Below are 25,506 nucleotides of genomic sequence, written 5' to 3' on the forward strand. Positions count from 1 at the left end.
CTTGGCGGAGATTTCGATGCCGGAATATGACGTGCTTTGCATCGGCAATGCCATTGTCGACATCATCGCGCAATGCGACGAGGCTTTTCTCGAGACCAACGGCATCATCAAGGGCGCGATGAACCTCATCGACGCCAGGCGCGCCGAGCTGCTCTACAGCCGCATGGGACCGGCGATCGAGGCTTCCGGCGGCAGCGCCGGCAACACGGCGGCCGGCGTCGCCAGTCTCGGCGGACGGGCCGCCTTCTTCGGCAAGGTTTCGAACGACGCGCTGGGCGAAATCTACACACACGACATCCAGGCCCAGGGCGTGGCCTTCGATACCGGGCCGCTCGAGGGCGAGCCGCCGACGGCGCGCTCGATGATCTTCGTCACGCCGGACGGCGAGCGTTCGATGAACACCTATCTCGGCGCCTGCGTGGAGCTTGGCCCCGAGGATGTCGAGGCCGACAAGGCCTCCGGCGCCAAGGTGACCTATTTCGAGGGTTATCTGTGGGATCCGCCGCGCGCCAAGGAGGCCATCCGCCAGACGGCGAAGCTGGCGCATGCGGCCGGCCGCGAAGTGTCGATGACGCTGTCGGATTCCTTCTGCGTCGACCGCTACCGCGACGAGTTCCTCGAGTTGATGCGTTCGGGCACCGTCGACATCGTCTTTGCCAACAGCCACGAGATCAAGTCGCTTTACCAGACCGCTTCCTTCGAGGCGGCGCTCGACGCCATCCGCAAGGATTGCAAGATCGCCGCGGTCACCCGCTCGGAAAAAGGCTCGATCATCGTGCGCGGCGAAGAAACGGTCACCATCCAGGCGACAAGGATCAAGGAGCTGGTCGACACGACCGGGGCCGGCGATCTTTATGCCGCCGGCTTCCTTTACGGCTACACGACCGGACGCAGCCTCAAGCAGTGCGGCGACCTCGGCTCGCTGGCCGCCGGCTTGGTGATCCAGCAGATCGGCCCGCGTCCGCGGCAAAACCTGCGGCGCGAGGCCGAACAGGCCGGGCTTCTTTAAAGCTTCTTACCTCTCCCCTTGTGGGAGAGGTCGGATTGCCCCGATTTGTCCTTACAAATCGGATGGCAATCCGGGTGAGGGGTAAGCAGCGCCAAGCTGGAGCCCCTCATCCGTCTCGGCGCTACGCGCCGAGCCACCTTCTCCCACAGGGGGAGAAGGAAGAACGCCGGTTGTCGCGCCCCTGTCACAGAGCGCTCCTACACGCAAAATAAGGCGTTCCGCGACTGACATTTCGGCGCGCCAAAACCAGGGGTGTGAAGATGCAAGCCAGCAACCTGCCGGGCCGCGGCGTCCGTTGCCGCCGCGATTTTTACTTTCCGCTATAGAGTTCAGCAAACCGCCGGCGCCTGGGGAGGAGCGCGGGCCACAAGACAGACGCATGACCAGATTCCAGAACCCGTCTGAAGGGATTTCACAAGAGGCTTTGGCCGGCCTTGTGGCCGAAGTGGTGCAACAGGCCCTGACGCAGCATGGTGTCCTGCTGGATGCCGGGGCGCTGGCGTCAGCCGGCAAGATCGCCGGCCATATGGCTGCCGCCCTTCCCTTCCTGCCGCTGGCACAGCGCCTGGCAATCGGTTCCTTCAAGGGTGAGTGGACCCGCCTTGCCGCCGATTTTTTCCGCGTGATGGCGGACAGGATCGCGAGCGACGATTCGGCCAGCCGCGCTTTTGAGCGCTCGCCGAAACCGGAGACGGCAAGACCGACGGCCCAGCAGATTGCCGAGCGGGCCGCGGATCTCCAGTCGATGCTGATCGAGGATTGGGCCGGCGAGGTCGCCGGCTCGACTTACCTGGAAGAGAAGCTCCGCATCCCGCGCTCGACACTGCATCGCTGGCAGCGGCGCGGCGAGGTCGTTGCGCTGCGCAAGGGCGGCCGCAAACATGTCTTCCCGTTGGCTCAGTTCGTCGACGGCAGGCCGGTTCCGGGCATAAGCGACGTGCTGTCGGCGATCGCCAGTCCGAGGCTTGCCTGGTTTTGGCTGAGCCGGCCTTCGCCCGAGCTTGACGGCCGGGTCCCCATCGAGATGCTGAGGGAAGACATGGTCGAGGACGTGGCCCGTGCCGCCCGAGCCCTGTCCTGAGCTGACCCGGCGAAAACCTTCTCCGAGCGGAACAAATTAGCCGGATAATGATATGCCACAAAACTGTAATAATTGGCACATTTGGCACATTTCCACGATTCCCTGACGTTTCGATTGTATAAATTGTGCAATTTGTCCCATTTTTACAAATATATGACGTGATATTTGGGCAACAAGACCTTTATAAGATTCCAAAAGCCGCCTTTCGGACACAATCTATGTTGTACACGACCGCTGATTAGGCCATGTCCAAAGCGAAGAAGCGGCGCCGGTGCGCGTACTTTTTCAACGATGGGGACGGGGGTGGCACTAGCCGAACGGCATGTCAGGCCTGTCTTGAACCTTTGACTGGAGATTCAAGAAAATGAACATCAAGAGCCTTCTTCTCGGCTCCGCTGCGGCCCTGATCGCAGTTTCGGGCGCCCGCGCCGCCGACGCGGTGACCGTCGCCGAGCCGGAACCGGCCGAATATGTCAAGATCTGCGACGTCTATGGCGCCGGCTACTTCTACATCCCCGGCACCGAAACCTGCCTGCGCGTCGGCGGCTACATCCGCTATGACGCCGGCCTCGGCGATGTCGGTTCCTTCGATGGCGCCAAGGCTATCGATCATCAAGACGGCGATGACAACAAAACGTGGCGGAAAAACGCGCGCTTCAACCTGAAAACCTGGACCGGCCAGGAAACCGAACTCGGCACGTTGAAGACCTACACCGAGACCCGCTTCAACTTCGGCGACGGCGCCGGCGTGACTGGTGGTGGCGCTGCCGCCGACAATCCGGCTGTCAACAAGTCGGTTACACTGAACTTCGCCTGGATCCAGCTCGGTGGCCTCCGCGTCGGTAAGGACGAAACGCCTTACGACCAGTTCATCGGCTATGCCGGCAGTGTCATCCAGGACACGATCATCCCGTACGGTATGAAGGATACCAACGTCGTCAGCTACTATTTCGACGCTGGCAGCGGCTTCTCGGGCGTGATCTCGCTCGAAGAAGGCTCGGACGGGGCGGGCATTTCCGGCACGATCGACAGCTACGTTCCGCATGTTGTCGGCGGCTTGAAGTACAAGGGCGACTGGGGCGCGATCACCGGCGTCGTTGCCTATGACAGCTCCTACGAGGAAGTGGCCGGCAAGGTTCGCTTGGACGTCAACGTCACTAAGGAACTGTCGCTGTTCATCATGGGCGGCTACGGCACCGACGACAACCTTACCGATGATGCTCACAATGCCATCAAGGCACATGGTCGCGGCTTCTACAAGCCGTGGGGCGGCAAATGGGCCGCCTGGGGTGGCGGCACCTACAAGTTCAACGCCAAGACGGCGTTCAACGTCCAGGCTTCGGCTGACGACGACAAGAACTACGCTCTGGCAGCCAACGTCGCCTACACCATCGTTCCGGGCTTCACGATCACGACCGAAGTCGACTGGGATCACTTCGGCCACTTCAACGACGGCACGCCGTTCGGCAACTGGACCAAGGCCGACAAGAAGGACAGCGTCGGCGGCATCGTCCGCTTCCAGCGCTCGTTCTGATCGAAGCCGCGATCTTAAAGGAAAGGCCCGCGGCATCGCCGCGGGCCTTTTTGTTTGATCCCAAGCAGGGCCGTTGACGCGCTGGCTGCTCGTCAATTCCCCGCCGTGTAGGCCGCGATCGCGGCCATGTTGACGATGTCTGAGTCCTTGGCATTCAGCGACACGATCTGGACCGGCTTGTTGAGGCCGACCAGCAGCGGGCCGATGACGGTCGAGCCGCCGAGCTCCTGCAGCATCTTGGTCGAGATCGAGGCCGAGTGAAAGGCCGGCATGATCAGCACGTTGGCCGGGCCGGTTAGCCGGATGAACGGATATTGCGCCATGGCGCGCGGGTTCAGCGCCACGTCGGCCGCCATCTCGCCGTCATACTCGAAATCGACGCGGCGCTTGTCGAGGATGCGCACCGCCTCCTGGACGCGCTCGGAGCGCTCGCCCTGCGGATGGCCGAAAGTAGAGTAGGCAAGCATGGCGAGCCTCGGCTCATAACCCATGCGGCGGGCAAAACCGGCGGCCTCTTCGGCGATATCGGCGATCTGCTCGGCGTTCGGCATGTCGTGCACGGCGGTGTCGGCGACCAGCACCGTCCTGCCGCGTGCGAGCACGATCGACACGCCGATGACGCGGTGGCCAGGCTTGGCGTCGATGATACGGCGCACGTCGTCGAGCGCGGTCGAATAGTTGCGGGTGACGCCGGTGACGATGCCGTCGGCATCGCCGAGCGCCACCATGCAGGCGGCGAAATGGTTGCGGTCGTTGTTGATCAGGCGCTGGCAGTCGCGGAACAGGAAACCCTTCCGCTGCATGCGCTCGTAGAGATAGTCGGTGTAGATGCCGTTGCGGCGCGACAGCCTGGCATTGATGATTTCGAGGCCCGGCTTGTTGAGGTCGATGCCGGCATTGCGGGCATTGTCCTTGATGACATCGTCGCGGCCGAGCAGGATCGCCGTGCCGAGCTTCTGGTTCACATAGGAGACGGCGGCGCGCATCACCTGCTCCTCCTCGCCTTCGGCGAAGACGATGCGCTTGGGCTGGCGGCGCACACGGTCGTAAATGCGCTGCAGCGTGGACGCGATCGGGTCGCGGCGGGCGGACAGTTCCTGAGCATAGCGGTCGAGATCGAGGATCGGCTTGCGGGCGACGCCGGATTCCATCGCAGCCTTCGCCACCGCCAGCGGGATCGCCGAGATCAGGCGCGGATCGAACGGCACCGGGATGATGTAGTTGGGACCGAATTTCGGCCGGTTGCCCTGATAGGCGGCCGCGACGTCGTCCGGCACGTCCTGGCGCGCCAGCTCGGCCAGCGCGCGTGCCGCCGCAATCTTCATCTCGTCATTGATGGTGGTGGCACGCACATCCAGCGCGCCGCGGAAGATATAGGGGAAGCCCAGCACATTGTTGACCTGGTTGGGATAGTCCGAGCGGCCAGTCGCCATGATGGCGTCGGTGCGGATCTCGGCCACTTCCTCCGGCGTGATCTCCGGATCGGGATTGGCCATAGCGAAGATGATCGGGTTCTTCGCCATGGACTGCACCATGGCGGGTGTAAGCGCCCCTTTGGCGGACAGGCCGAGGAAGACGTCGGCGCCGTCCAATGCTTCGGCGAGGCTGCGCGCCTCGGTCTTGACCGCATGCGCCGACTTCCACTGGTTCATGCCTTCGGTGCGGCCCTGATAGACGACGCCCTTGGTGTCGCACAGGATGACGTTTTCCGGCGCAAAGCCCATCGCCTTCATCAATTCGATACAGGCGATGCCGGCGGCGCCCGCGCCATTGCAGACCATCCTGGTGGTCTTCATGTCGCGGCCCGTGACCGCAAGCGCGTTGATCAGCCCGGCGGCCGAAATGATGGCGGTGCCATGCTGGTCGTCATGGAAGACGGGGATGTCCATCAGCTCGCGCAGCCGCTGCTCGATGATGAAGCATTCCGGCGCCTTGATGTCCTCGAGATTGATGCCGCCGAAGGAAGGCCCGAGGAAGCGCACGCAGTTGATGAACTCGTCGGCGTCCTCGGTGTCGACTTCGAGGTCGATCGAATCGACGTCGGCGAAGCGTTTGAACAGCACGGACTTGCCTTCCATCACCGGCTTCGAGGCAAGCGCGCCGAGATTGCCGAGGCCGAGGATGGCTGTGCCGTTGGAGATGACGGCGACCATGTTGCCGCGCGTCGTATAGTCGAAGGCGCGGCTCGGATCCTCGGCGATGGCGCGCACGGGAACGGCGACGCCCGGCGAATAGGCGAGGCTCAGATCGCGTTGCGTCGCCATCGGCTTGGTGGCGACGATCTCCAGCTTGCCGGGCCGTCCCATGGCGTGGAATTCCAACGCCTCCTCGGGGCTGACGGAGGGGCCGCTGCTTTCGGTTTTCCTGGCCATGATGCTTTTGATTTCCTCGCCTTGCACGGCACCGCTTGAAATGGGTGCTTTCTTTTGGAATTTCAGGACTAAGGCTACAGGCGACAGCTGTAAACCGGCAAGCCCGGCAAAGCTCATTCAATGCGGATCCGGTGGCTCCGGCTTGGCGCCGCGACGGCATCTGGCAGCAGGACTGCCGGCTTTCCCCTGCTTTTCGAGCGGCCGGCATTAAACCCGGCTGGCCTATCTGCTAGCGTCCCGGCATGAACATGCACATGCCGACAGATACCGACGCCCAGGAGACGACGACCCCGGCGCCCAGCACGGGCGGCGTCACGCCGATGATGGAGCAATTCATCGAGATCAAGGCGGCAAACCCGGATTCGCTCCTGTTCTACCGCATGGGCGATTTCTACGAGCTGTTCTTCGACGACGCGGAGAAGGCAAGCCAGGCGCTCGGCATCGTCTTGACCAAGCGGGGCAAGCACCAGGGCCACGACATCCCGATGTGCGGCGTGCCGGTGCATGCCGCGGACGACTATCTGCAGAAGCTGATCGCGCAGGGTTTTCGCGTTGCCGTGTGCGAACAGATCGAGGACCCGGCCGAAGCCAAGAAACGCGGCTCCAAATCGGTGGTGCGCCGCGACGTGGTGCGGCTGGTCACGCCAGGCACCATCACCGAGGACAAGCTGCTTGCGCCCTCGGAATCGAGTTTCCTGATGGCGCTCGGTCGCGTGAAAGGTGGCGGCGCCGCGACCAGCCAGGCCGGCTTTGCTCTGGCCTGGATCGACATTTCGACCGGTACGTTCCGGGTCGCCGAGACGAGCGCCGAGCGGCTGCTTGCCGACATTTTCCGCGTCGACCCGCGCGAGCTGATCGTCGCCGAGCCGGTTTTCCACGATCCGGAGCTCAGGCCCATATTCGACGTCCTCGGACGGGTCGCCAACCCGCAGCCGCCTTCGCTGTTCGATTCGGCTTCGGCCACGGGCCGCATCGCGCGCTTCTTCGAGGTCGCGACGCCGGACAGTTTCGGCACGTTTTCGCGCGCCGAGCTGTCGGCGATCTCCGGCACCATCGCCTATGTCGAAAAGACGCAGAAGGCTGAGCGCCCGCCTTTGTCGCGCCCCGAGCGCGAGGAGCAGGGCTCGACGCTGTTCATCGATCCGGCTACGCGCGCCAATCTGGAATTGCTGCGCACGCTGTCCGGCAGCCGTGACGGCTCGCTGTTCAAGGCGATCGACCGCACGGTGACGGGTGGTGGCGCGCGTTTGCTGGCCGACCGGCTGATGGCGCCGCTGACCGATTCCGCGGCGATCGCGGCCCGGCTGGATTCGGTCTCCTTCTTCCGTGCCGAAACGCGGCTCTGCCAGGGTTTGCGGGCGAGCCTGAAAAGCGTTGCCGACATGCCGAGGGCGCTGTCCAGGCTGGCGCTCAACCGCGGCGGACCGCGTGATCTCGGCGCGCTGCGCGCCGGCTTCGAAGCGGCGGGCGCGATCGCCGAATTGTTCGCGGCGGCCGCCCTGCCCGCCGAGCTCGCTGCCGTACTGGCCGCGATCAGAGCCTTGCCGGAGGCGCTTGCCCGCCACCTCAGCGAAGCGCTCGACGACGAGTTGCCGCTGATCAGGCGCGACGGCGGCTTCGTGCGCGGCGGCTATCACGCCGAGCTCGACGAGATGCGGGCGCTGCGCGATGAATCGCGAAAAGTGATAGCCGGGCTGGAGCGCTCGCTGATCGAGGAAACCGGCATCCGCTCGCTGAAAATCCGGCACAACAATGTGCTGGGCTATTACATCGAGGTCACAGCAAACCACCACTCGATCATGACCGGCAGCGATGCCGCCAAGGCGCGCTTCATCCATCGCCAGACCATGGCCAACGCCATGCGCTTCACCACGACGGAGCTGGCGGAGCTGGAATCGAAGATCGCCAATGCCGCTGACAAGGCGCTCGGCATCGAGCTCGCCACTTTCGACCGACTGACCGCTGAGGTTGTGGGCGAAGCCGACAGCATTCGCGCCGGCGCCGAGGCGCTGGCCGTGCTCGATGTGTCGTCGGCTCTTGCCCTGCTTTCCGAAAGCGAGGGCTGGTGCCGGCCCCTGGTGGACTCCAGCCTCGCGTTCGAGATTGCAGGCGGGCGCCACCCGGTGGTCGAACAGGCGCTGCGACGTTCCGGCGAAGGCCCGTTCGTCGCCAATGATTGCGACCTGTCGCCCGAGGGCGGTGCCAAGGCCGGCGCGATCTGGCTGCTCACCGGCCCCAACATGGGTGGTAAATCGACATTCCTGCGGCAGAATGCGCTGATCGCCATCCTTGCCCAGACCGGCTCCTACGTACCGGCGCAAAGCGCCCATATCGGCGTCGTCGACCGGCTGTTCTCGCGCGTCGGCGCCTCGGACGATCTGGCGCGCGGTCGCTCGACCTTCATGGTCGAGATGGTCGAGACGGCGGCGATCCTCAGCCAGGCCGGCGAGCGGGCATTGGTGATCCTCGACGAGATCGGCCGCGGCACCGCGACCTTCGACGGGTTGTCGATCGCCTGGGCGGCGGTGGAATATCTGCATGAGAAGAACCGCTGCCGGGCAATCTTCGCCACACATTTCCATGAGATGACGGCGCTGGCCAGCAAGCTCTCCCGGCTCGCCAACGTCACCATGCGGGTGAAGGAATGGGAAGGCGACGTCGTCTTCCTGCACGAGGTCGGCAAGGGCGCCGCCGACCGCTCCTACGGCGTGCAGGTGGCCCGGCTCGCCGGCCTGCCGGAAGCGGTGGTCGCCCGCGCCAAGCAAGTGCTGCACCAGCTCGAGGAAGGCGAGGTTTCCGGCAAGACCAACCGGCTGGTCGACGACCTGCCGCTGTTTTCGGTGGCGGTGAAGCGGGAAGCGCCGAAGCCCGCCAAAGGCGATGCGGTGGGCGACGCGCTCGGCGCGATCAATCCGGACGAGATGACGCCGCGCGAGGCGCTGGAAGCGCTCTACCGGCTGAAGGGGCTGGCGACGAAGCAATAGCGTGTATCTGCCGTTGACTCATTGTACCAATCGGTACAATGTCGGTTATCGATGATCGAAACCGACAGGAGATTTTCAATGAGCCGTCCGCCATTGCCGCCATTCACGGCCGAGACAGCGGCACAAAAGGCGCGGCTCGCCGAGGACGCCTGGAACAGCCGCGACCCGGAACGGGTTTCGCTCGCCTATACCGAGGATAGCCTCTGGCGGAACCGGGTGGAGTTCGTCTCCGGCCGCGGCGAGATCGTCGGCTTCCTCACGCGCAAATGGGCGCGTGAGCTGGAATACCGCCTGATCAAGGAGGTGTGGACCTGGAACGACAACCGCATCGCGGTGCGCTTTGCCTATGAATGGCATGACGACAGCGGCCAATGGTTTCGCTCCTATGGCAACGAGAACTGGGAATTCGGCGAAGCCGGACTGATGCGCCGCCGCGTGGCGAGCATCAACGACCTGCCGATTGGTGAGAGCGAGCGGAAGTACCACTGGCCGCTCGGCCGCCGGCCGGACGACCATCCCGGCCTTTCCGAACTGGGGCTGTAGGGCATGATCCCGAAAAGTGTGCAGCGGTTTTCGGAAAAGATCATGCTCGAGCAAGAGGACTAGCCCGGTGCGGCGCATCGCGCCAGATCGCGACCAGCTGCTGGGGATCGTTGCGGAAGTTTTCCGCGAGCATGGCTATGAAGGCGCCAGCCTGGCCTTGATCGGCAAGGCGACGGGGCTCGGCAAGGGGAGCCTTTACCACTTCTTTCCCGGCGGCAAGGAAGAGATGGCGAGCGCCGTCATTGCCCATATCGATGACTGGTTCGAGGACAATGTCTTTGCGCCTCTGCGCGACAACGCCGATCCGCGGGCCGGGATCGAGCACATGCTCGAGGCGACGGACAGCTATTTCCGCTCCGGGCGGCGCGTCTGCCTGATCGGCGCCTTCGCGCTGGACGAATCGCGCAACCTGTTCGCTGGCCAGATCCGGGACTATTTCGGCCGCTGGGTCACGCATCTTGCCGAAGCGCTCGCGCGAGGCGGACATGGACCAGCCGAAGCCATGGAACTCGCCGAGGAAACCGTGGCCGCCATCCAGGGTGCGCTTACCCTTGCCCGCGCCGCTGATGACATCGATGTGTTTTCAAGGGCATTGCGGCGATTGCGGAAGCGGCTTGGGCTACCGGCAAAAATCTAAACTCCGATTGCTACAAGGGTTCGAAGCGGAAGCCCGTTTCGGTTCGGGAAATCCAGCCAACGCCCGGTGAATCGAGATGCGCTCCGGCAACGCAATAGGCGTTGTCGGCGGCAAGGGCCAATATCCGCAGCCGGCTCGCCCGCGCCTGCTCCTGGTCGGCGTCGAATTCCCATGCGATCTCAGGGTGATCAAACTGAAGCGACGGCACATGCACGATGTCGCCCCAGACCAGCAATGTTTCGCCCTCGCTCGTGACACGAAAGCAGGTATGGCCGATTTCATGGCCGGGGGTGGCGATTGCCTCGATGTTCGCGCTCAGGCGCTGTCCCGGATCCAAAGGCTGCGCTCGATCATGGAAGCGGCTCAACCTCGCCTCCGACCGGAACATGTCGAGCTCGGATCGAGGCACGAGCAGGCGAGAGAGCTGCGGGAAGCCGTCTCCACCATCGGCAAGAACGAGCCCCTGGATATGGTCGAGATGGGTGTGGGTGAAAGCGACCGTGCGTATCCGCTCGACGGCGATCTTCGCCTCGCTGAGCGCCTGCGGCAGAAGCCCCATCGTCGGGTGCCAGGCGTTCGAGGATCCTGTGTCGATCAGCGTGATTTCGTGACCGTCGTCGATCGCAAAAGCGTTGACGGACAGCCTGAGCGCGCCGTCGACGAGTTGTACCTGCGCAGTGAGATCGCCGTCGAATGTCCTGTCTCCCGGTTGGCGCAATCGTCCGGTCGGCATGTCGACATAGCCGTCGCGCAGCGACGTGACCCTGATGTCTCCGACCTTGTAGGCCGTGTGATGCGGCCCGATTGAGATTCGTTGCAACGCTTGCTCTCTTTCAACCGCATATTCCGAAGTGAGGTTTCGGTTAGATCATCTCCAGGCCGCGCTTGCGTGTCGGCGGCGGGAAGACGCGGTCGAGCTCGGCCAAATCCTCGGGCGTCAGCTCGATGTCGAGCGCCGCGGCGTTCTGGCGGACATGCTCCTGCCGGCCGGCCTTCGGGATGGCGATGACACCTTCCTGCGCCATCGCCCAAGCGAGCGCGATCTGCGCGGCGGTGGCGTTGTGGCGGGAAGCGACCGCCGCAAGCCGGGCATTGCGCGCGAGCGCGCCCTGCTCCACCGGCGAATAGGCCATCAGCGGGATGCCGCGCTGCCGGCACCATGGCTCAAGGTCGAACTCAAGCCCACGGCGCGACAGATTGTAAAGCACCTGATTGGTCTGGACATTGCTGCCGGAGGCCAAGCCGACCAGTTTCTCCATCTCATCGGTGTCGAAATTGCTGACGCCCCAGTGGCGGATCTTGCCTTCGGCCTTCAGCGCCTCGAAAGCCTCCACGGTTTCCGACAGCGGCACGCTGCCCGGCCAATGCAGCAGGTAGAGGTCGATGCGGTCGGTCGCAAGCCGTTTCAGGCTGTTCTCGCAGGCACGTTTCACGCCGGCGCGCGAAGCGTTGGAGGGCAGCACTTTGGAGACCAGGAAGGTTTCGTCGCGGCGTCCGGCGATGGCTTCGGACACCACTTCCTCGGCACGCCCGCTGGCATACATTTCGGCCGTGTCGATGAGCGTGATGCCGAGATCGAGTCCAAGCTTCAGCGCCGCCACCTCATCGGCGCGGCGCCGCCGGTCCTCGCCCATCTTCCAGGTGCCCTGGCCCAGAACCGGGACGGCTTCGCCGGACGGCAGCTTCAAGGTTCTGATTGACGAGGGCATGGCTTTCTCCGCGTGAAGCCGGATCGCAGCACAGCCCCAGTCGGAAATCCAGACCGAAGGGCGAAAATCCAGACCGAGGGCTCCCGGCCATCCGGATTTCCCGGAGTGGCTACTTCACCGGATGCTTGGCGAGCCAGTCCTGCATTTCCTTGATCTCGGCTTCCTGCGCCGTGACGACGTCTTCCGCAAGCTTGCGGATCTCCGGGTCCTTGCCGTTGGCGAGCACAACCTTGGCCATGTCGATGGCGCCCTGATGATGCGGGATCATGCCGCGGACGAAGTCTACATCGGCATTGCCGGTGTATTTGACCATCATGTCCTTGTGCATCCTTTTCATCGCCGCCTCATAGCCGACGGTGGCCGGGCTCTGGGCGCCCATCGCCATCTTGGACATGTCGTGCTTCATCTCCTCCGACGAGGCCGGCACGCTTTCGAGGAAGACGGCAAGCAGCATTCCAGCCGCCATCAGCAGCAGCACGATTTTCTTGGCCAAGGTCATTCAGGATCTCCTTCTGTCGGATAGCGTATCTGGGAGTTTTGCTCAGAGTTTCAATGTCCTCAGCCGCAAAGCATTGGCGATGACCGACACCGACGACAGGCTCATCGCCGCCGCCGCCAGCATCGGCGACAAAAGCATGCCGGTGATCGGGTAGAGCACGCCGGCCGCGACCGGCACGCCGAGCACGTTGTAGAGGAAGGCGAAGAACAGGTTCTGGCGGATGTTGCCGATCGTCGCCTGGGCGAGCGTGCGGGCTCTGACGATGCCGTTGAGGTCGCCTTTGACCAGCGTGATGCCGGCGCTTTCGACGGCGACATCGGCGCCGGTGCCCATGGCGATGCCGACATCGGCGCTGGCCAGCGCCGGCGCGTCGTTGACGCCGTCGCCGGCCATCGCAACGGCGGCGCCTCTGCCGCGCAGTTCTTCCACCAGCGCGCTCTTGCCGTCGGGCAGCAGGCCGGCGCGCACTTCGTCGATGCCGAGCCTGCCGGCGATGGCCCTGGCGGTGCGCTCGTTGTCGCCTGTCGCCATGATGATGCGCAGGCCCTTGTCGTGCAGGGCCTTGATCGCCTCGGCCGTGGTTGCTTTTACGGGATCGGCGACGGCGACGATGCCGGCGAGTCTGCCGTCCACGGCCACGAACATGGCCGTCTTGCCTCCGGCCTGCATCGTCTCCGCATTGGCGGAAACAGGTGCGGTGTCGACGCCAAGGTCGGCCATCATCGCCGCATTGCCGAGCGCCACTTTTTTCCCGGACACCGTGCCGGAGACCCCCTTGCCGATGATTGCCTCAAAGTCTTCAGCATCCGCTAGCTTGACGCCACGCTCAGCCGCGCCCTCGACGATCGCCTCGGCGAGCGGGTGTTCCGAGCCTTTTTCAAGGGCGGCAGCGAGGGCCTGCAATTCATTCCTGTCGATGCCCTCGGCGGCCACGACGTCCGTCAGCTTCGGCCTGCCCTCGGTCAAGGTGCCGGTCTTGTCGACGATCAGCGTGTCGACCGAGGCGAAGCGTTCCAGCGCCGCCGCTTCCTTGATCAGCACGCCGGCATGCGCACCGCGGCCGGTCGCGGTCATGATCGACATCGGCGTGGCGAGACCCAGCGCGCAGGGGCAGGCGATGATCAGCACCGAAACGGCAGAGACGATGGCGAAGATCAGGCTTGGCTCGGGGCCGAAGACCGCCCAGGCGATGAAGGCAATGATCGCCACCAGCACGACTGCCGGGACGAAATAGAAGGACACGCGGTCGGCCAGCCCCTGGATCGGCGCGCGCGACCGCTGCGCCTTGGCGACCATTTCGACGATGCGAGAGAGCGTGGTCTCGGCGCCGACCTTTTCGGCGCGCATGATGAGCGAGCCGTTCTTGTTGAGCGTGCCACCGGTCAGAGGATCGCCTTCCGTCTTCTCGACCGGAAGCGGCTCGCCGGTGATCATGGACTCGTCGATCGCCGAGCGGCCCTCCAGCACGATGCCATCGACCGGTACGGCGTCGCCGGGGCGGATGCGCAAGCGGTCGCCCGACTTGACGCTGTCGAGCGGCACGTCCTTCTCGGAGCCGTCGGCGCCGATCAGCCGCGCCGTCTTCGGCGCAAGGTCCAACAGCGCGCGAATGGCCGAGCCGGTGCGCTCGCGAGCGCGCAGTTCCAGCACCTGGCCGAGGAAGACCAGCGCGACGATGACGGCCGCAGCCTCGAAATAGACCGGCACGGCGCCGTCATGACCGCGGAACTGATGCGGGAAGACATCCGGGAACAGCGTCGCGACGAGGCTGAAGAGATAGGCCGCGCCGACGCCAAGCGATATCAGCGTCCACATATTGGGGCTGCGGTTGAGGATCGATTCCCAACCGCGATGGAAGAACGGAAACGCCGCCCACAGCACCACCGGGCTTGCCAGCGCCAGCTCTGCCCAGGTCTTGGTGCGGCCGTCGATGAAGTTTTCGAAGCTGACGCCCAGCATCGGCGCCATGGCGACGATCAGGAGCGGCACGGAGAGCACCGCGCTGACCCAGAACCGATGCGTGAAATCGACGAGCTCCGGGTTCGGGCCTTCGTTGCCGGTCGGCACGCCCATCGGTTCCAGCGCCATGCCGCAGATCGGGCAGGAACCGGGCTTGTCGCGGATGATCTCGGGATGCATCGGGCAGGTGTACTGCGTGCCCTTCGGCATCGGCTGCGGTTCGGGCCGGCCGGCAAGGTACTTTGCCGGCTCCGCCTCGAACTTACCTTGGCAAGCGGCAGAGCAGAAATAGAAGCCCTGCCCTTCATGGCGCAGAAAGTGCCTGGCGCTTGCCCGGTCGACATTCATGCCGCAAACGGGATCGATTGCCGTCAGATATTTATCCGGCTCGGCCTGGAACTTCGTGCGGCAGCGCTCGCTGCAGAAATGAAACGTCCGGCCGCCATGCTCGGCCGCCGGATCGACCGTCATGCCGCAGACAGGATCGCGAATCACCGCTTCGGCAGCGGGCGCGGCACTCTTTGCGGAACAGCAGGCTGCGCCATGAGCGTGATGATGATTGTGGTCGGAATGGGTCATGAGCAAATGCCTCGGGATTTCTCGCAATTGAACCGGAGGTAGTCCTTCCAGTAACTGGAAGGTCAAGGGCCGGTTTCTATTTTTGGGAATTCTGGTCGCACGGCCTTGCGCCGCATCAATCGCATGGCATTCGAACGCTTCCGCCGCCCCATACACAGCGCGGACAAAACGCGCTATAGACGCCGCCGAATGGCAAAGATCTCCCTGAAACTCGACGAAATCATCGATGGCGACGCCTTGCGCCGCGACTTGAGCGCGCTGACGGCGGCAAGCGCCGGCGACGGCTCAGGACCCGCCGTTCGAACGGCCGTTCTTCAGCTGCTCAAAAGCAGGATGGCGGAAGGGCGAAAGATCGCCGAAGCCATGCTGAAAGAGGATGGCGGCGGCAATGCCTGTGCCGAGCGGCTCTCGCATCTGATGGATGAGCTGATCCGGGCGCTCTATGATTTCGCCGCCACCCATGTCTACCGGGTCAAGAACCGGTCTGCGGCCGAGCGCATGGCAGTCGTGGCTGTCGGCGGTTACGGTCGTGGCACGCTGGCGCCGGGTTCCGACATCGACCTCTTATTCCTGCTGCCCTACAAGCAGACGCCGTGGGGCGAGCAGATCGTCGAATACATGCTCTACATGCTGTGGGACATGGGGCTGAAAGTCGGCCACGCCACCCGCAACATCGACGAATGCCTGAGGCTGTCGCGCAGCGACATCACCATCCGCACCTCGATCCTGGAAGCGCGTTTCCTATGGGGCGAACACAAGCTCTATGACGAGTTGCTCACCCGCTTCGACAATGAAGTGGTGCGCACGACCGGGCCGGAATATGTGCAGGCCAAGCTTGCCGAGCGCGACGAGCGCCATGCCAAGGCGGGCGAAAGCCGCTACCTGGTCGAGCCCAACGTCAAGGACGGCAAGGGCGGCCTGCGCGACCTGCAGACGCTGTTCTGGATTGGCAAATATTTCTATCGCGTGCGCACCGGCGAGGAACTGGTCGAGAAGGGCGTCTTCACCGAGGCCGAATATCGCGAATTCCAGAAGACCGAGGATTTCCTGTGGGCGGTGCGCTGCCACATGCATTTCCTGACCGGCAAGGCGGAAGAGCGGCTGCATTTCGACATCCAGCGCGAGATCGCCGAGCGTCTGGGCTATACGACACATCCCGGCCTGTCGGCGGTCGAGCGCTTCATGAAGCACTATTTTCTCGTCGCCAAGGATGTCGGCGACCTAACCCGCATCTTCTGCGCGGCGCTCGAGGAGGAGCAGGCCAAGCATGTGCCGGGCTTCAACCGCATCTTCCTCACTTTCTCGCGGCGCAAGCGCAAGCTTGCCGGCACCTCCGATTTCATCGTCGACAACCACCGCATCAACATCGCCGACGACAGCGTGTTCGAGCGCGATCCGGTCAACCTGTTGCGGCTGTTCTGGTTCGCCGACAAGCATGGGCTGGAGTTCCATCCCGATGCGCTCAAGCTGCTGACCCGCTCGCTCGGCCTGGTCAACAAGTCGCTCCGGCGCGACGCGGGAGCCAACCGACTGTTCCTCGATATCCTGACCTCGGACCGCTATGCCGAGCTCAACCTCAGGCGCATGAACGAGGCGGGATTGCTCGGCCGGCTGATCCCCGACTTCGGCAAGATCGTCGCCATGATGCAGTTCTCGATGTACCACCACTACACGGTGGACGAGCATTTGATCCGCTGCATCGGCGTGCTGGCCGAGATCGAGCGCGGCGACGGCGCGAAAGTGCATCCGCTGTCGCATTCGCTGATGCCGGGACTGAAGAAGAGCCGCGAGGCGCTCTATGTCGCGGTGCTCTTGCACGATATCGCCAAGGGCCGGCCGGAGGACCATTCGGAAGCCGGCGCGCGGATCGCGCGGCGCATCTGCCCGCATATGGGACTGTCGGCGGCCGACACCGAGACGGTCGCCTGGCTGGTCGAAAACCATCTCGTGATGTCGATGACGGCGCAGACGCGCGACCTCAACGATCGCAAGACAATCGAGGATTTTGCCTCGATCGTGCAGTCGGTCGAGCGGCTGAAGCTGCTTTTGATCCTCACCGTCTGCGACATCAGGGGCGTCGGGCCGGGTGTGTGGAACGGCTGGAAAGGCCAGTTGCTGCGCACGCTCTATTTCGAGACCGAGCTGCTTCTGACCGGCGGCTTCTCGGAAGTGTCGCGGGCCGAGCGCACCGCTGCGGCACGCGAGCGGCTGGCCGAGGCGCTGTCCGCCTGGCCGGCCAAGGAGTGCAAGCGCTATGTCGCGCAGCATTACGAGAATTACCTGCTGACGGTCGACCTGTCCGACCAGCTACGCCATGCCGAATTCGTCCGCGAGGCGGATGCGGCGGGCAAGAAGCTCGCCACCATGGTCAAGACGCATGAGTTCGAAGCGGTGACCGAGATCACCGTGCTGGCGCCGGACCATCCGCGCCTGCTTTCGATCATTGCCGGGGCCTGCGCGGGGGCCGGCGGCAATATCGTCGACGCGCAGATCTTCACCACCTCGGACGGGCGCGCGCTGGACAGCATCCTGATCTCCAGGGAATTCGACCTCGACGAGGACGAGCGCCGCCGCGCCGAGCGGGTCGGCCGGCTGATCGAGGACGTGCTTTCCGGCAGGAGCTGGCTGCCCGAGATGATCGAGAAGCGCACCAAGCCGAAGCGCGGCGCCAGGGCGTTCCGCATCCCGCCGCGCGCCGAGATCCGCAATACGCTGTCGAACCGCTTCTCGGTGATCGAGGTCGAGGGGTTGGACCGGCCGGGCCTGCTGTCCGAGATCACCGGAACGCTGTCCGACCTTTCGCTCGACATCGCCTCGGCGCATATCACGACCTTCGGCGAGAAGGTCATCGACACGTTCTACGTCACCGACCTCACCGGCCAGAAGATCGATAGCCCTACGCGCACCGCCACCATCCACAAGCGGCTGATCGATACGCTGGAAGGCAATTCGTCCGACCGCAACGGCAAGGCCAAGGCGGCGGCCGAGTGACATCCATTTGACGCAATTTCCCTGGCAGTCGTCCCTAGGGCGTGGCGTCAGTTATGGTTTGGAGCTAGATGAGGTTAAAAATGGCTGGATGGAAGGAGCGAGCGCAGCCAAGACTTACGTCTTGGCAAGCGAGGCGACGTTGCAGACGGCCATTTTTCACCTCACCGCCTCCGGCGGCGGGGCGCTTTTGACCGATGAGCGCGTCGGCTATCGTAGCAAGCCGAAAGGCTTGCGTCCTCACCCTCCTTCTCCTCGGTCAAAATCCCTCCCGTCTAGCCCAAACCGTAACTGACGACACGCCCTAGCATGAGCCTAGTCAAGAAATTCGCCACCGTCGCTTCCGGCACGCTGATGAGCCGCGCGCTGGGTTTCGGCCGTGAGATGCTGATGGCGGCGGCGCTGGGCACCGGGCCGGTCGCCGACGCCTTCAACGCCGCCTTCCAGTTCCCCAACACCTTCCGCCGGCTGTTTGCCGAAGGCGCCTTCAACGCCGCTTTCGTGCCGCTGTTCGCCAAGGAGATCGAGCAGCACGGCAACGAGGGCGCCAAGCGCTTTTCGGAGGAAGTGTTCGGCGTGCTGTTCTCCGCGCTTTTGGCGCTGACGATCGCCATGGAACTGGCGATGCCGCTGATCGTGCGCTACCTGGTGGCGCCGGGCTTTGCCGACATTCCGGGCAAGTTCGAGACGACTGTACGGCTTGCCACGATCATGTTCCCGTACCTGATCTGCATGTCGCTCGGCGCCATGATGGCCGGCATGCTGAATTCGCTGCGCCGCTATTTCGCGGCGGCGATCGCGCCCGCCTTCCTCAACATCATCCTGATCGGCGTGCTCGCCTATGCCTGGTATCATGGGCTCGACGCGCATGATGTCGGCTTCGGCCTGTCCTGGGGCGTGCTGGCGGCGGGCATCGTGCAGCTTGCGATCGTCTGGATCGCGGTGCGCAATGCCGGCATCTCGATCGGCTTCCGCCGGCCGAAGATGACGCCGAACGTCAAGCGGCTCTTGATCCTGGCGCTGCCGGCGGCGATCACCGGCGGCATCACGCAGATCAACCAGCTGATCGGCACGGCGATTGCCTCGGCGCAGAACAGCGCCGTGTCGTCGCTCGCCTATGCCGACCGCATCTACCAGCTGCCGCTCGGCGTCGTCGGCGTGGCCGTCGCCATCGTCCTCTTGCCGGAACTGTCGCGGGCGCTGAAATCGGGCAATCTTGTCGAGGCCGCCAATCTGCAGAACCGTTCGGTCGAATTCACCTTGTTCATGACACTGCCGGCGGCGGCGGCGCTTTGGGTGATGTCGGAACCGATCGTGCGGCTGGTCTATGAGCGCGGCGCCTTCGCCGCCAATCATTCGACGCCGACGGTGGCGGCTATCCTGGCGATCTTCGGCCTCGGCCTGCCCGCCTTCGTGCTGATCAAGGCGTTCACGCCCGGCTATTTCGCGCGCGAGGACACCCGTACGCCGATGATCTTCGCAGCCATCTCGGTCGGCGTGAACGTCGCCACCGCATTGACCCTGTTCCCGTCGATGGGCGCGCCGGGCATCGCGGTGGCTTCGGCCGTCGCCGGCTGGGTCAACGCGCTGATGCTGCTCGCCATGCTGATCAAACGCGGCCACTGGGGCCGCGACGTACCGCTTTTGAAGCGTATCCCCAGGCTGGTGCTGTCAGCGGTGGTGATGGCGACGGCGCTCTATTTCGCCGAGCACTATTTCGCCGCAAGAATTGGGCCGGGCTCGCCTCTGGTCGTCAAGGCGACGACGGTGCTCGGCCTCGTCGCTGGCGGCGCGCTGCTCTACTTCATCGCCGCCTTCAGCACCGGCGGAGCCGATTTCGGCATGATCCGCAGGAACGTCAAGCGCGGAACGGGCAAGCCGGCGCCATCGGTCACGGAACAGTCTCCAGATCCGTGAGCCTGAACTCCCTCGCCGTAGAAAGCATCGGAACGGCGTAGTAGCGCGCGCAAGCATAGTGGAAGCAGTCCGCCATGTTCAGGCGGATCGCATTGTTGCGAAACCGCGAAGCGGCTTCAATGGTTAGCGATGTTGCCTCGAGCGCGGGCGGAAGCTCGCGCAAGGCAATTGCCCGTTCTTCAAGAAAGCGGTTCACAATCTCCGCGCTTCTGGCGATCGGTATCGCTAGTTTTTCTGGTCGCGCGAGCGCCATCGCGGCCTCCCAAACGGCTATCGCCGACGTGAACGGTGCCGATGCCTCCACGATGGCCTGCGCGCATCGCCCGGCTTCCACCTCATTGCTCAGGATCGCGACGATGGCTGCGGCGTCGACAAACATCAATCGTCGCCGGAAAGTTCGTCATAGACCGACTGCGGCAACGGTTTGCGCGCTTGTTCGCTAAGCTTGATTCCAAATTCGGCGCGCAGTCGTGCCGCGGTCTCCAGCGGCGTCTCGCGATTGCGCCGCCGCTCCAGGGCTTCACGCATGGCGATCACGATTGCCTCAGTGATGCCGACGCCTTCAGCTTTGGCGAAAGCGCGCGTCAGCCTGTCGGCTTCTTTATTGTTGATGTTGATGGTCATGGCTACATTCTTTCATGTAGCTTGAATGATGTAGTTACTGCGCGGCAATGTCAACGCCCCGCTGAGTCACAATCGGCCCAATGTGCGCCTCTTGATCGGACGCCGTGCTTCGTCCATAAGCCCGCCGTCGAAAGACTTTCGCCTCGCGCGAAACGGCCCTCCACAAGCCATGAGGAACTCATGTCCGCCTTCAAGCCACTCGTCTTTTCGGGCGTCCAGCCGACCGGCAACCTGCATCTCGGCAACTATCTCGGCGCCATCAAGAAATTCGTCGCCCTCCAGGAACAGTCCGACTGCATCTATTGCGTCGTCGACCTGCATTCGCTGACGGCGCAGCTCGTCCACCGGGACCTCGGCGACCAGACGCGCTCGATCACCGCCGCGTTCCTCGCCTCCGGCATCGACCCGAAGAAGCACATCGTCTTCAACCAGTCGCGGGTCATGCAGCATGCCGAGCTCGCCTGGATCTTCAACTGCGTGGCGCGCATCGGCTGGATGTACCGCATGACGCAGTTCAAGGACAAAGCCGGCAAGGACCGCGAGAACGCCTCGCTCGGCCTGCTCGCCTATCCGAGCCTGATGGCCGCCGACATCCTGCTCTACCGCGCGACCCATGTGCCGGTGGGCGAGGACCAGAAGCAGCATCTGGAGTTGACCCGCGATATCGCCCAGAAATTCAACAACGACTTCTCCGAAAAGATTGCGGCGCTCGGCGTCGGCGTCGAGATGAGGATAGGCGAGGAGACCGTGAACGGCTATTTCCCGATCACCGAGCCGGTGATCGGCGGCCCGGCGGCGCGCATCATGAGCCTGCGCGACGGCTCGAAGAAAATGTCAAAGTCCGATCCGTCGGACCTGTCGCGCATCAACCTGACCGACGATGCCGACACCATCTCGAAGAAGATCCGCAAGGCCAAGACTGATCCGGAGGCCCTGCCGGGCGAGTTGGACGGACTTGCAAGCCGGCCTGAGGCGGAAAACCTTGTCGGCATCTATGCCGGGCTCGCCGAGATCTCGAAGGAAGATGTGCTGAAGGAGTATGGCGGCCAGCAGTTTTCCGTGTTCAAGCCGGCGCTTGCCGATCTTGCCGTGGAGAAGCTGGCGCCGATCGCTTCCGAGATGCGCCGCATCGAGGGCGACCGCGCCTATGTCGACGCCGTGCTCAAGGATGGCGGCGACCGCGCCCGCGCGATCGCCGAGGGCACGATGAAGACCGTGCGCGACATTATCGGCTTGCTGCAGGACTGACCCCGCGACCTCGTGGGACCATTGCCGCGCCGGCGGGCGGCTTGCCGCCGGTTCGCGGCGGTGGCAGATTGCGGTCGAAACCATACCGAGCAGATAGACATGGTCTCCAAACGCCTCAGCCGCGAAGCCGGCCATCGCCGCAAGTTCCTGGCGATCATCGACGACACGCCCGAATGCGAGCGCGCCGTCGCCTACGCCTCTAAGCGGGCGCAGCACACCAGCGGCGTGCTGGTGCTGCTCTATGTCATCGAGCCCGACGACTTCCAGCACTGGCTGGGTGTCGAAAAAATCATGCGCGAGGAAGCCACGGCCACCGCGCGCGCGGCGCTCGACGGCTATGCCAACAAGGTCCGCCAGGATGTCGGGATCGAGCCGGAGTTGGTGGTGCGCGAAGGCAAGCCGACCGAAGAGATCCACAAGCTGATCGAGGAAGACCAGGACATAGCCATCCTGGTGCTGGCGGCCGGCGCCGGCAAGGAAGGCCCAGGGCCGCTGGTCGGCGCGGTAGCCGGCAAGGGTGCCGCCTTCCCCATTCCGGTCACGGTGGTGCCGCAGAACCTGTCGGACGAAGAGATCGACAGCCTGGCCTGAGATGTGGTGAAGGGTCGAAAAAACATTCCACCAGCCAGCCGTTCCCAGCGACGCGTTTCGCTTGAATGTCCAGCCGATAGAGCCTATTTAGAATTATTCCAAACTATCGGCCCAGAAGGGCCTGGAGATACCCCATGTTCATCCAGACCGAATCGACGCCGAACCCGGCGACGTTGAAGTTTCTTCCCGGCAAGGAAGTGCTGCGCGAAGGCACAGCCGATTTCCGCAACGCCGAAGCCGCGGCGGAGGCCTCGCCGTTGGCCGGCCGGCTGTTCGAGATTGCGGGCGTCACCGGGGTCTTCTTCGGCTATGACTTCATCACCGTGACCAAGGACGGCCCCGACTGGCAGCACCTGAAGCCCGCCATCCTCGGCGCCATCATGGAACACTTCATGTCCGGCGCTCCGGTCATGGCCTCGACCGCCCCGGCGAGCCAAGCTGGCGACACCGGCGAGTTCTACGACAAGGCCGACGAAGAACTGGTGCTGACCATCAAGGAACTGCTCGACACAAGGGTGCGCCCGGCGGTTGCCCAGGATGGCGGCGACATCACCTTCCGCGGCTTCGAGAACGGCACTGTGTTCCTGCACATGAAGGGCGCCTGCGCCGGTTGCCCGTCGTCGACGGCGACGCTGAAGCACGGCATCCAGAACCTGCTTCGCCATTTCGTTCCGGAAGTCCAGCAGGTCGAACAGGTCGCCTGAGACTTTCTCGGCTGGTCGTCACAGGATAGGCCAAGCCCTCATCGCAAAAACAAAAAACCGGGCCCCAACAGCCCGGTTTTCTGTTTTTGGACGTCTTGTTGTTGCCTAGACGGTCCGCTTGCGAAAGCTTTTGGCCTCGGCCTTCGTGATCACAGCACGATGACCTTGGCGCCGACCGACGTGCGGTCGTAGAGATCGATAATGTCCTGGTTCATCAACCGGATGCAGCCCGACGACATCGCCTTGCCGATCGAGAACCATTCCGGACTGCCATGCAGGCGGTAGCCCATGTCACCGCCCTTGTTGAAAAGATACATGGCGCGCGCGCCGAGCGGGTTCATCAGGCCCGGCTCCATGCCGCCGGCGAACTTGGCGAGCTCGGGCTGGCGCCTGATCATCTGCGAAGGCGGCGTCCAGGTCGGCCATTCGCGCTTCAGCGCGATATGAGCGGTGCCGTGCCACTCGAAACCCTCGCGGCCGACGCCGATGCCGTAGCGCATCGCCATGCCGTCGCCCTCGATGAAGTAAAGGAACTTGTTCTGGGTATCGACGATGATGGTGCCTGGCTTCTCCGAAGAGTCATACCGCACTTCCTGGCGGTGGTACTTGGCGGGAACCTTCTCGATCGGGATGCGCGGCAGCTGATAGCCGGCATCGCTCATCGCGCCATAGTTGTTGGTGAACAACTGTCCGCCGATGGTGCTGCACCCGCTGATCGCGGTCGACAGCGCAAGAGCGGCGAGGATTGCAAATGACTTCAAACGCATGAATTGGTCCGACGCCCTGTCTCGATGCAGCGGCACGAGTCGGCCGCTTTCTTGACATCATTCATGCTGGCATTTCTTTTGCTTGCCAAGCACGCACTGCCTATATGCAAGACCTTACGTGCCGGTAAGTGCCGAACTGCGGCATTTCCGCAACAGGCCTCACAGGATTGTGAAACAAAATCAATGAGGCGGCTTAACGAGCCGTTTGTAACTCGAGGAGAACGCCATGAATGTCGGAGATGCCGCCGAGCGTTCCGGCCTGCCGGCCAAGACCATCCGCTATTACGAGGAGATCGGCCTGATCCGTCCGGCGCGGGCCGACAACGGCTATCGCGATTACTCCGGCGACGACATTCATCGGCTGGCCTTCCTGCGGCGCGCGCGCAACCTCGGCTTCTCAATCGACGATTGCAGGCAGCTGATGGCGCTCTATCAGGATCGCGGCCGCGCCAGCCACGACGTGCGCGAGATCGCCGCCGCCCATGTCAGGGCGATCGAGGAGAAGGTGCGCGAATTGCAGTCGATGCGCTCGACGCTGCAGGCGCTGATCCAGGCCTGCCACGGCGACCACCGGCCGGACTGCCCGATCCTGGATGATATGGCTGGAGCTGCCTGAGGCAGGATGGCCTATCAGCGCTTCCAGAAATCGCGGTGCGGGGCGAGCATCTCGTCGGCGATTTCGGGGAAAGGGCCAAAGACCTCGATCTTTTTCTGGCCGGAGGCGAATACGGTGCGCGAGGCAAGGTTCATCGTCGGATTCTCCGCGTGATCGCCGGTAAGCGCTAGAAGCGCTGTCTCCTCGAAGCCGTAGACCAGCCGCCCGATGTTCGCCCAATATATCGTGCCGGCGCACATCGCGCAGGGCTCGCCGGTCGAGACCAGCGTGCATTGCCACAGGAACTCAGGCTCGTAGGCCGCCGCGGCGCGGCGGGCCAACTCGGTTTCGGCATGGCGCACCGTGTCGAGATTGCCCTGCCGCATCAGCACGCGATCGTCCGGCCCGACCAGCACGCAACCGAACGGATGATGCCCATGCGCCGCCGCCTCGCGCGCGACGGCGTCGGCAGATCGCAGGTGGGCGAGCATTTGATCGCGTGTCATGGGAAAAATCCTGTCACGCCGAGATTGCTGACAAGGGGCCCGATTGGCAAGAGCCGACCGTTGCTCGAACATCCACCTTCTTCAAATATATAATCGCCCCCACTAGCCGGGTTCAAACCGTGAACAAAATCTGGCATGGTGGCTGCCATGCCACTTGTTTCCCCGATTCCCCTCAACCCTTTGATCGACGGCCGCCAGTCCGAGCGCGCCATGCTGGTGCGGCGCGGCGTGCAGCGGCTTCTCACCGAAATGGGCGCGCATGTGCTGCCGGAGTTGTCCCTGGCCACCGGCCGCCGCGCCGATCTCGTGGCGCTGACCAGGCAGGGCGATATCTGGATCATCGAGATCAAATCCTCGATCGAGGATTTCCGGGTCGACCGCAAATGGCCGGACTACCGGCTGCATTCCGACCGGTTCTTCTTCGCCACCCATCCCGGCGTTCCACAAGACATCTTTCCGGAGGAATGCGGTTTCATCCTCTCCGACGGCTATGGCGCGGAGGTCCTGCGCGATGCGCCCGAGCACCGCATGGCGGCTGCGACGCGTAAGGCGCTGATGCTGCGGATCGCCCGCGCGGGCGCCGCGCGGCTCTTGGCGGCAGAGCTTGCCGGCGTCGCGGTGCCGGCGCTGGATGGCGAGAGCGAGTAGTACGCGAGCGTG

22 protein-coding genes are annotated in these 25,506 nt (G+C 63.8%); 13 read left to right on the plus strand and 9 right to left on the minus strand.

Annotation, left to right across the window (positions count from 1 at the left end):
* Positions 1–16 precede the first annotated feature (16 nt).
* The 3 genes from ACWGS9_RS13230 to ACWGS9_RS13240 all read left to right on the plus strand — a co-directional run bounded on the left by ACWGS9_RS13230 (position 17) and on the right by ACWGS9_RS13240 (position 3,624).
* Positions 17–1,009 carry an adenosine kinase gene (locus ACWGS9_RS13230; protein ID WP_454505670.1) on the plus strand — a complete coding sequence of 331 codons (993 nt, stop codon included), beginning with the start codon at positions 17–19 and terminating at the stop codon, positions 1,007–1,009.
* Positions 1,010–1,388: 379 nt separating this feature from the next.
* Positions 1,389–2,090, plus strand: coding sequence for an antitoxin Xre/MbcA/ParS-like domain-containing protein (locus ACWGS9_RS13235; RefSeq protein ID WP_454505671.1), 702 nt, complete (start codon positions 1,389–1,391; stop codon positions 2,088–2,090).
* Positions 2,091–2,454: 364 nt separating this feature from the next.
* Positions 2,455–3,624: a porin gene (locus ACWGS9_RS13240; protein ID WP_454505672.1), complete on the plus strand. Its 1,170-nt coding sequence runs from the start codon at positions 2,455–2,457 to the stop codon at positions 3,622–3,624.
* Positions 3,625–3,716: 92 nt separating this feature from the next.
* Here ACWGS9_RS13240 and ACWGS9_RS13245 read toward each other — a convergent pair whose 3' ends face one another.
* Positions 3,717–5,996 carry an NADP-dependent malic enzyme gene (locus tag ACWGS9_RS13245; protein ID WP_320215047.1) on the minus strand — a complete coding sequence of 760 codons (2,280 nt, stop codon included), beginning with the start codon at positions 5,994–5,996 and terminating at the stop codon, positions 3,717–3,719.
* A gap of 248 nt (positions 5,997–6,244) precedes the next feature.
* Here ACWGS9_RS13245 and mutS point away from each other — a divergent pair, with 248 nt between their 5' ends.
* The 3 genes from mutS to ACWGS9_RS13260 all read left to right on the plus strand — a co-directional run bounded on the left by mutS (position 6,245) and on the right by ACWGS9_RS13260 (position 10,160).
* Positions 6,245–8,980 carry a DNA mismatch repair protein MutS gene (mutS, locus tag ACWGS9_RS13250; protein ID WP_454505778.1) on the plus strand — a complete coding sequence of 912 codons (2,736 nt, stop codon included), beginning with the start codon at positions 6,245–6,247 and terminating at the stop codon, positions 8,978–8,980.
* Between the two features lie 78 nt (positions 8,981–9,058).
* Positions 9,059–9,523 carry a nuclear transport factor 2 family protein gene (locus ACWGS9_RS13255; RefSeq protein ID WP_454505673.1) on the plus strand — a complete coding sequence of 155 codons (465 nt, stop codon included), beginning with the start codon at positions 9,059–9,061 and terminating at the stop codon, positions 9,521–9,523.
* Between the two features lie 67 nt (positions 9,524–9,590).
* Positions 9,591–10,160: a TetR/AcrR family transcriptional regulator gene (locus ACWGS9_RS13260; RefSeq protein ID WP_454505674.1), complete on the plus strand. Its 570-nt coding sequence runs from the start codon at positions 9,591–9,593 to the stop codon at positions 10,158–10,160.
* A 10-nt stretch (positions 10,161–10,170) separates the two neighbouring features.
* On the opposite strand, the gene ACWGS9_RS13265 is transcribed toward ACWGS9_RS13260, so the two are convergent.
* The 4 genes from ACWGS9_RS13265 to ACWGS9_RS13280 form a co-directional block, all read right to left on the minus strand.
* The gene (locus ACWGS9_RS13265; protein WP_454505675.1) at positions 10,171–10,980 is read right to left on the minus strand and encodes an MBL fold metallo-hydrolase; all 810 of its coding nucleotides are present in this window, start codon (positions 10,978–10,980) and stop codon (positions 10,171–10,173) included.
* A gap of 43 nt (positions 10,981–11,023) precedes the next feature.
* Positions 11,024–11,869 (minus strand): aldo/keto reductase, encoded by an 846-nt coding sequence (locus ACWGS9_RS13270; RefSeq protein ID WP_454505676.1) that lies wholly within the window; start codon positions 11,867–11,869, stop codon positions 11,024–11,026.
* A gap of 109 nt (positions 11,870–11,978) precedes the next feature.
* Positions 11,979–12,368 (minus strand): CopM family metallochaperone, encoded by a 390-nt coding sequence (gene copM, locus ACWGS9_RS13275; RefSeq protein WP_454505677.1) that lies wholly within the window; start codon positions 12,366–12,368, stop codon positions 11,979–11,981.
* Positions 12,369–12,410: 42 nt separating this feature from the next.
* The gene (locus tag ACWGS9_RS13280) at positions 12,411–14,906 is read right to left on the minus strand and encodes a heavy metal translocating P-type ATPase (protein ID WP_454505678.1); all 2,496 of its coding nucleotides are present in this window, start codon (positions 14,904–14,906) and stop codon (positions 12,411–12,413) included.
* 189 nt (positions 14,907–15,095) lie between these two features.
* On the opposite strand from ACWGS9_RS13280, the gene ACWGS9_RS13285 reads away from it, so the two are divergent.
* Positions 15,096–17,897 (plus strand): [protein-PII] uridylyltransferase, encoded by a 2,802-nt coding sequence (locus ACWGS9_RS13285; protein ID WP_454505679.1) that lies wholly within the window; start codon positions 15,096–15,098, stop codon positions 17,895–17,897.
* A 306-nt stretch (positions 17,898–18,203) separates the two neighbouring features.
* Positions 18,204–19,811 (plus strand): murein biosynthesis integral membrane protein MurJ, encoded by a 1,608-nt coding sequence (murJ, locus tag ACWGS9_RS13290; protein ID WP_454505680.1) that lies wholly within the window; start codon positions 18,204–18,206, stop codon positions 19,809–19,811.
* On the opposite strand, the gene ACWGS9_RS13295 is transcribed toward murJ, so the two are convergent.
* Together ACWGS9_RS13295 and ACWGS9_RS13300 are read right to left on the minus strand one after the other, a co-directional pair.
* Positions 19,786–20,190 (minus strand): type II toxin-antitoxin system VapC family toxin, encoded by a 405-nt coding sequence (locus ACWGS9_RS13295; protein WP_454505681.1) that lies wholly within the window; start codon positions 20,188–20,190, stop codon positions 19,786–19,788. The two genes, murJ and ACWGS9_RS13295, sit on opposite strands and share 26 nt — an antisense overlap.
* Positions 20,190–20,435 carry a type II toxin-antitoxin system VapB family antitoxin gene (locus tag ACWGS9_RS13300; protein ID WP_095766111.1) on the minus strand — a complete coding sequence of 82 codons (246 nt, stop codon included), beginning with the start codon at positions 20,433–20,435 and terminating at the stop codon, positions 20,190–20,192. The genes ACWGS9_RS13295 and ACWGS9_RS13300 overlap by 1 nt, the downstream gene beginning before the upstream one ends.
* Before the next feature lie 180 nt (positions 20,436–20,615).
* Here ACWGS9_RS13300 and trpS point away from each other — a divergent pair, with 180 nt between their 5' ends.
* From trpS to ACWGS9_RS13315, 3 genes are all read left to right on the plus strand, one after another.
* Positions 20,616–21,683: a tryptophan--tRNA ligase gene (gene trpS / locus ACWGS9_RS13305; RefSeq protein ID WP_454505682.1), complete on the plus strand. Its 1,068-nt coding sequence runs from the start codon at positions 20,616–20,618 to the stop codon at positions 21,681–21,683.
* 99 nt (positions 21,684–21,782) lie between these two features.
* Positions 21,783–22,274: a universal stress protein gene (locus ACWGS9_RS13310; RefSeq protein ID WP_320308822.1), complete on the plus strand. Its 492-nt coding sequence runs from the start codon at positions 21,783–21,785 to the stop codon at positions 22,272–22,274.
* Positions 22,275–22,408: 134 nt separating this feature from the next.
* Positions 22,409–22,978 (plus strand): NifU family protein, encoded by a 570-nt coding sequence (locus ACWGS9_RS13315; protein WP_320215030.1) that lies wholly within the window; start codon positions 22,409–22,411, stop codon positions 22,976–22,978.
* A 149-nt stretch (positions 22,979–23,127) separates the two neighbouring features.
* Here the strand turns inward: ACWGS9_RS13315 and ACWGS9_RS13320 are convergent, their stop codons facing one another.
* The gene (locus tag ACWGS9_RS13320; protein WP_454505683.1) at positions 23,128–23,745 is read right to left on the minus strand and encodes a L,D-transpeptidase; all 618 of its coding nucleotides are present in this window, start codon (positions 23,743–23,745) and stop codon (positions 23,128–23,130) included.
* A 226-nt stretch (positions 23,746–23,971) separates the two neighbouring features.
* Here ACWGS9_RS13320 and cueR point away from each other — a divergent pair, with 226 nt between their 5' ends.
* Positions 23,972–24,361 (plus strand): Cu(I)-responsive transcriptional regulator, encoded by a 390-nt coding sequence (gene cueR, locus ACWGS9_RS13325; protein ID WP_454505684.1) that lies wholly within the window; start codon positions 23,972–23,974, stop codon positions 24,359–24,361.
* A 14-nt stretch (positions 24,362–24,375) separates the two neighbouring features.
* Here cueR and ACWGS9_RS13330 read toward each other — a convergent pair whose 3' ends face one another.
* Positions 24,376–24,846, minus strand: a complete 471-nt coding sequence (locus ACWGS9_RS13330; RefSeq protein ID WP_454505685.1) for a nucleoside deaminase — start codon at positions 24,844–24,846, stop codon at positions 24,376–24,378.
* Between the two features lie 147 nt (positions 24,847–24,993).
* Between ACWGS9_RS13330 and ACWGS9_RS13335 the strand changes: the two genes are divergently transcribed.
* Entirely contained in the window at positions 24,994–25,494 is a 501-nt protein-coding gene (locus ACWGS9_RS13335; protein ID WP_320215022.1) for an MmcB family DNA repair protein, read from the plus strand.
* Positions 25,495–25,506: the final 12 nt, after the last annotated feature.

This window comes from Mesorhizobium sp. Arg314 (assembly GCF_053714275.1).

What these genes read in the sequence shown, in the direction of transcription:
- ACWGS9_RS13230 (WP_454505670.1), top strand. Translation starts at nt 17, where the DNA reads ATGCCGGAATATGACGTGCTTTGCATCGGCAATGCCATTGTCGACATC.
- ACWGS9_RS13235 (WP_454505671.1), top strand. Translation starts at nt 1,389, where the DNA reads ATGACCAGATTCCAGAACCCGTCTGAAGGGATTTCACAAGAGGCTTTG.
- ACWGS9_RS13240 (WP_454505672.1), top strand. Translation starts at nt 2,455, where the DNA reads ATGAACATCAAGAGCCTTCTTCTCGGCTCCGCTGCGGCCCTGATCGCA.
- ACWGS9_RS13245 (WP_320215047.1), bottom strand. Translation starts at nt 5,996, where the DNA reads ATGGCCAGGAAAACCGAAAGCAGCGGCCCCTCCGTCAGCCCCGAGGAG.
- mutS (WP_454505778.1), top strand. Translation starts at nt 6,245, where the DNA reads ATGCACATGCCGACAGATACCGACGCCCAGGAGACGACGACCCCGGCG.
- ACWGS9_RS13255 (WP_454505673.1), top strand. Translation starts at nt 9,059, where the DNA reads ATGAGCCGTCCGCCATTGCCGCCATTCACGGCCGAGACAGCGGCACAA.
- ACWGS9_RS13270 (WP_454505676.1), bottom strand. Translation starts at nt 11,869, where the DNA reads ATGCCCTCGTCAATCAGAACCTTGAAGCTGCCGTCCGGCGAAGCCGTC.
- copM (WP_454505677.1), bottom strand. Translation starts at nt 12,368, where the DNA reads ATGACCTTGGCCAAGAAAATCGTGCTGCTGCTGATGGCGGCTGGAATG.
- ACWGS9_RS13280 (WP_454505678.1), bottom strand. Translation starts at nt 14,906, where the DNA reads ATGACCCATTCCGACCACAATCATCATCACGCTCATGGCGCAGCCTGC.
- ACWGS9_RS13285 (WP_454505679.1), top strand. Translation starts at nt 15,096, where the DNA reads ATGGCAAAGATCTCCCTGAAACTCGACGAAATCATCGATGGCGACGCC.
- murJ (WP_454505680.1), top strand. Translation starts at nt 18,204, where the DNA reads ATGAGCCTAGTCAAGAAATTCGCCACCGTCGCTTCCGGCACGCTGATG.
- ACWGS9_RS13295 (WP_454505681.1), bottom strand. Translation starts at nt 20,190, where the DNA reads ATGTTTGTCGACGCCGCAGCCATCGTCGCGATCCTGAGCAATGAGGTG.
- ACWGS9_RS13300 (WP_095766111.1), bottom strand. Translation starts at nt 20,435, where the DNA reads ATGACCATCAACATCAACAATAAAGAAGCCGACAGGCTGACGCGCGCT.
- trpS (WP_454505682.1), top strand. Translation starts at nt 20,616, where the DNA reads ATGTCCGCCTTCAAGCCACTCGTCTTTTCGGGCGTCCAGCCGACCGGC.
- ACWGS9_RS13310 (WP_320308822.1), top strand. Translation starts at nt 21,783, where the DNA reads ATGGTCTCCAAACGCCTCAGCCGCGAAGCCGGCCATCGCCGCAAGTTC.
- ACWGS9_RS13315 (WP_320215030.1), top strand. Translation starts at nt 22,409, where the DNA reads ATGTTCATCCAGACCGAATCGACGCCGAACCCGGCGACGTTGAAGTTT.
- ACWGS9_RS13320 (WP_454505683.1), bottom strand. Translation starts at nt 23,745, where the DNA reads ATGCGTTTGAAGTCATTTGCAATCCTCGCCGCTCTTGCGCTGTCGACC.
- cueR (WP_454505684.1), top strand. Translation starts at nt 23,972, where the DNA reads ATGAATGTCGGAGATGCCGCCGAGCGTTCCGGCCTGCCGGCCAAGACC.
- ACWGS9_RS13330 (WP_454505685.1), bottom strand. Translation starts at nt 24,846, where the DNA reads ATGACACGCGATCAAATGCTCGCCCACCTGCGATCTGCCGACGCCGTC.
- ACWGS9_RS13335 (WP_320215022.1), top strand. Translation starts at nt 24,994, where the DNA reads ATGCCACTTGTTTCCCCGATTCCCCTCAACCCTTTGATCGACGGCCGC.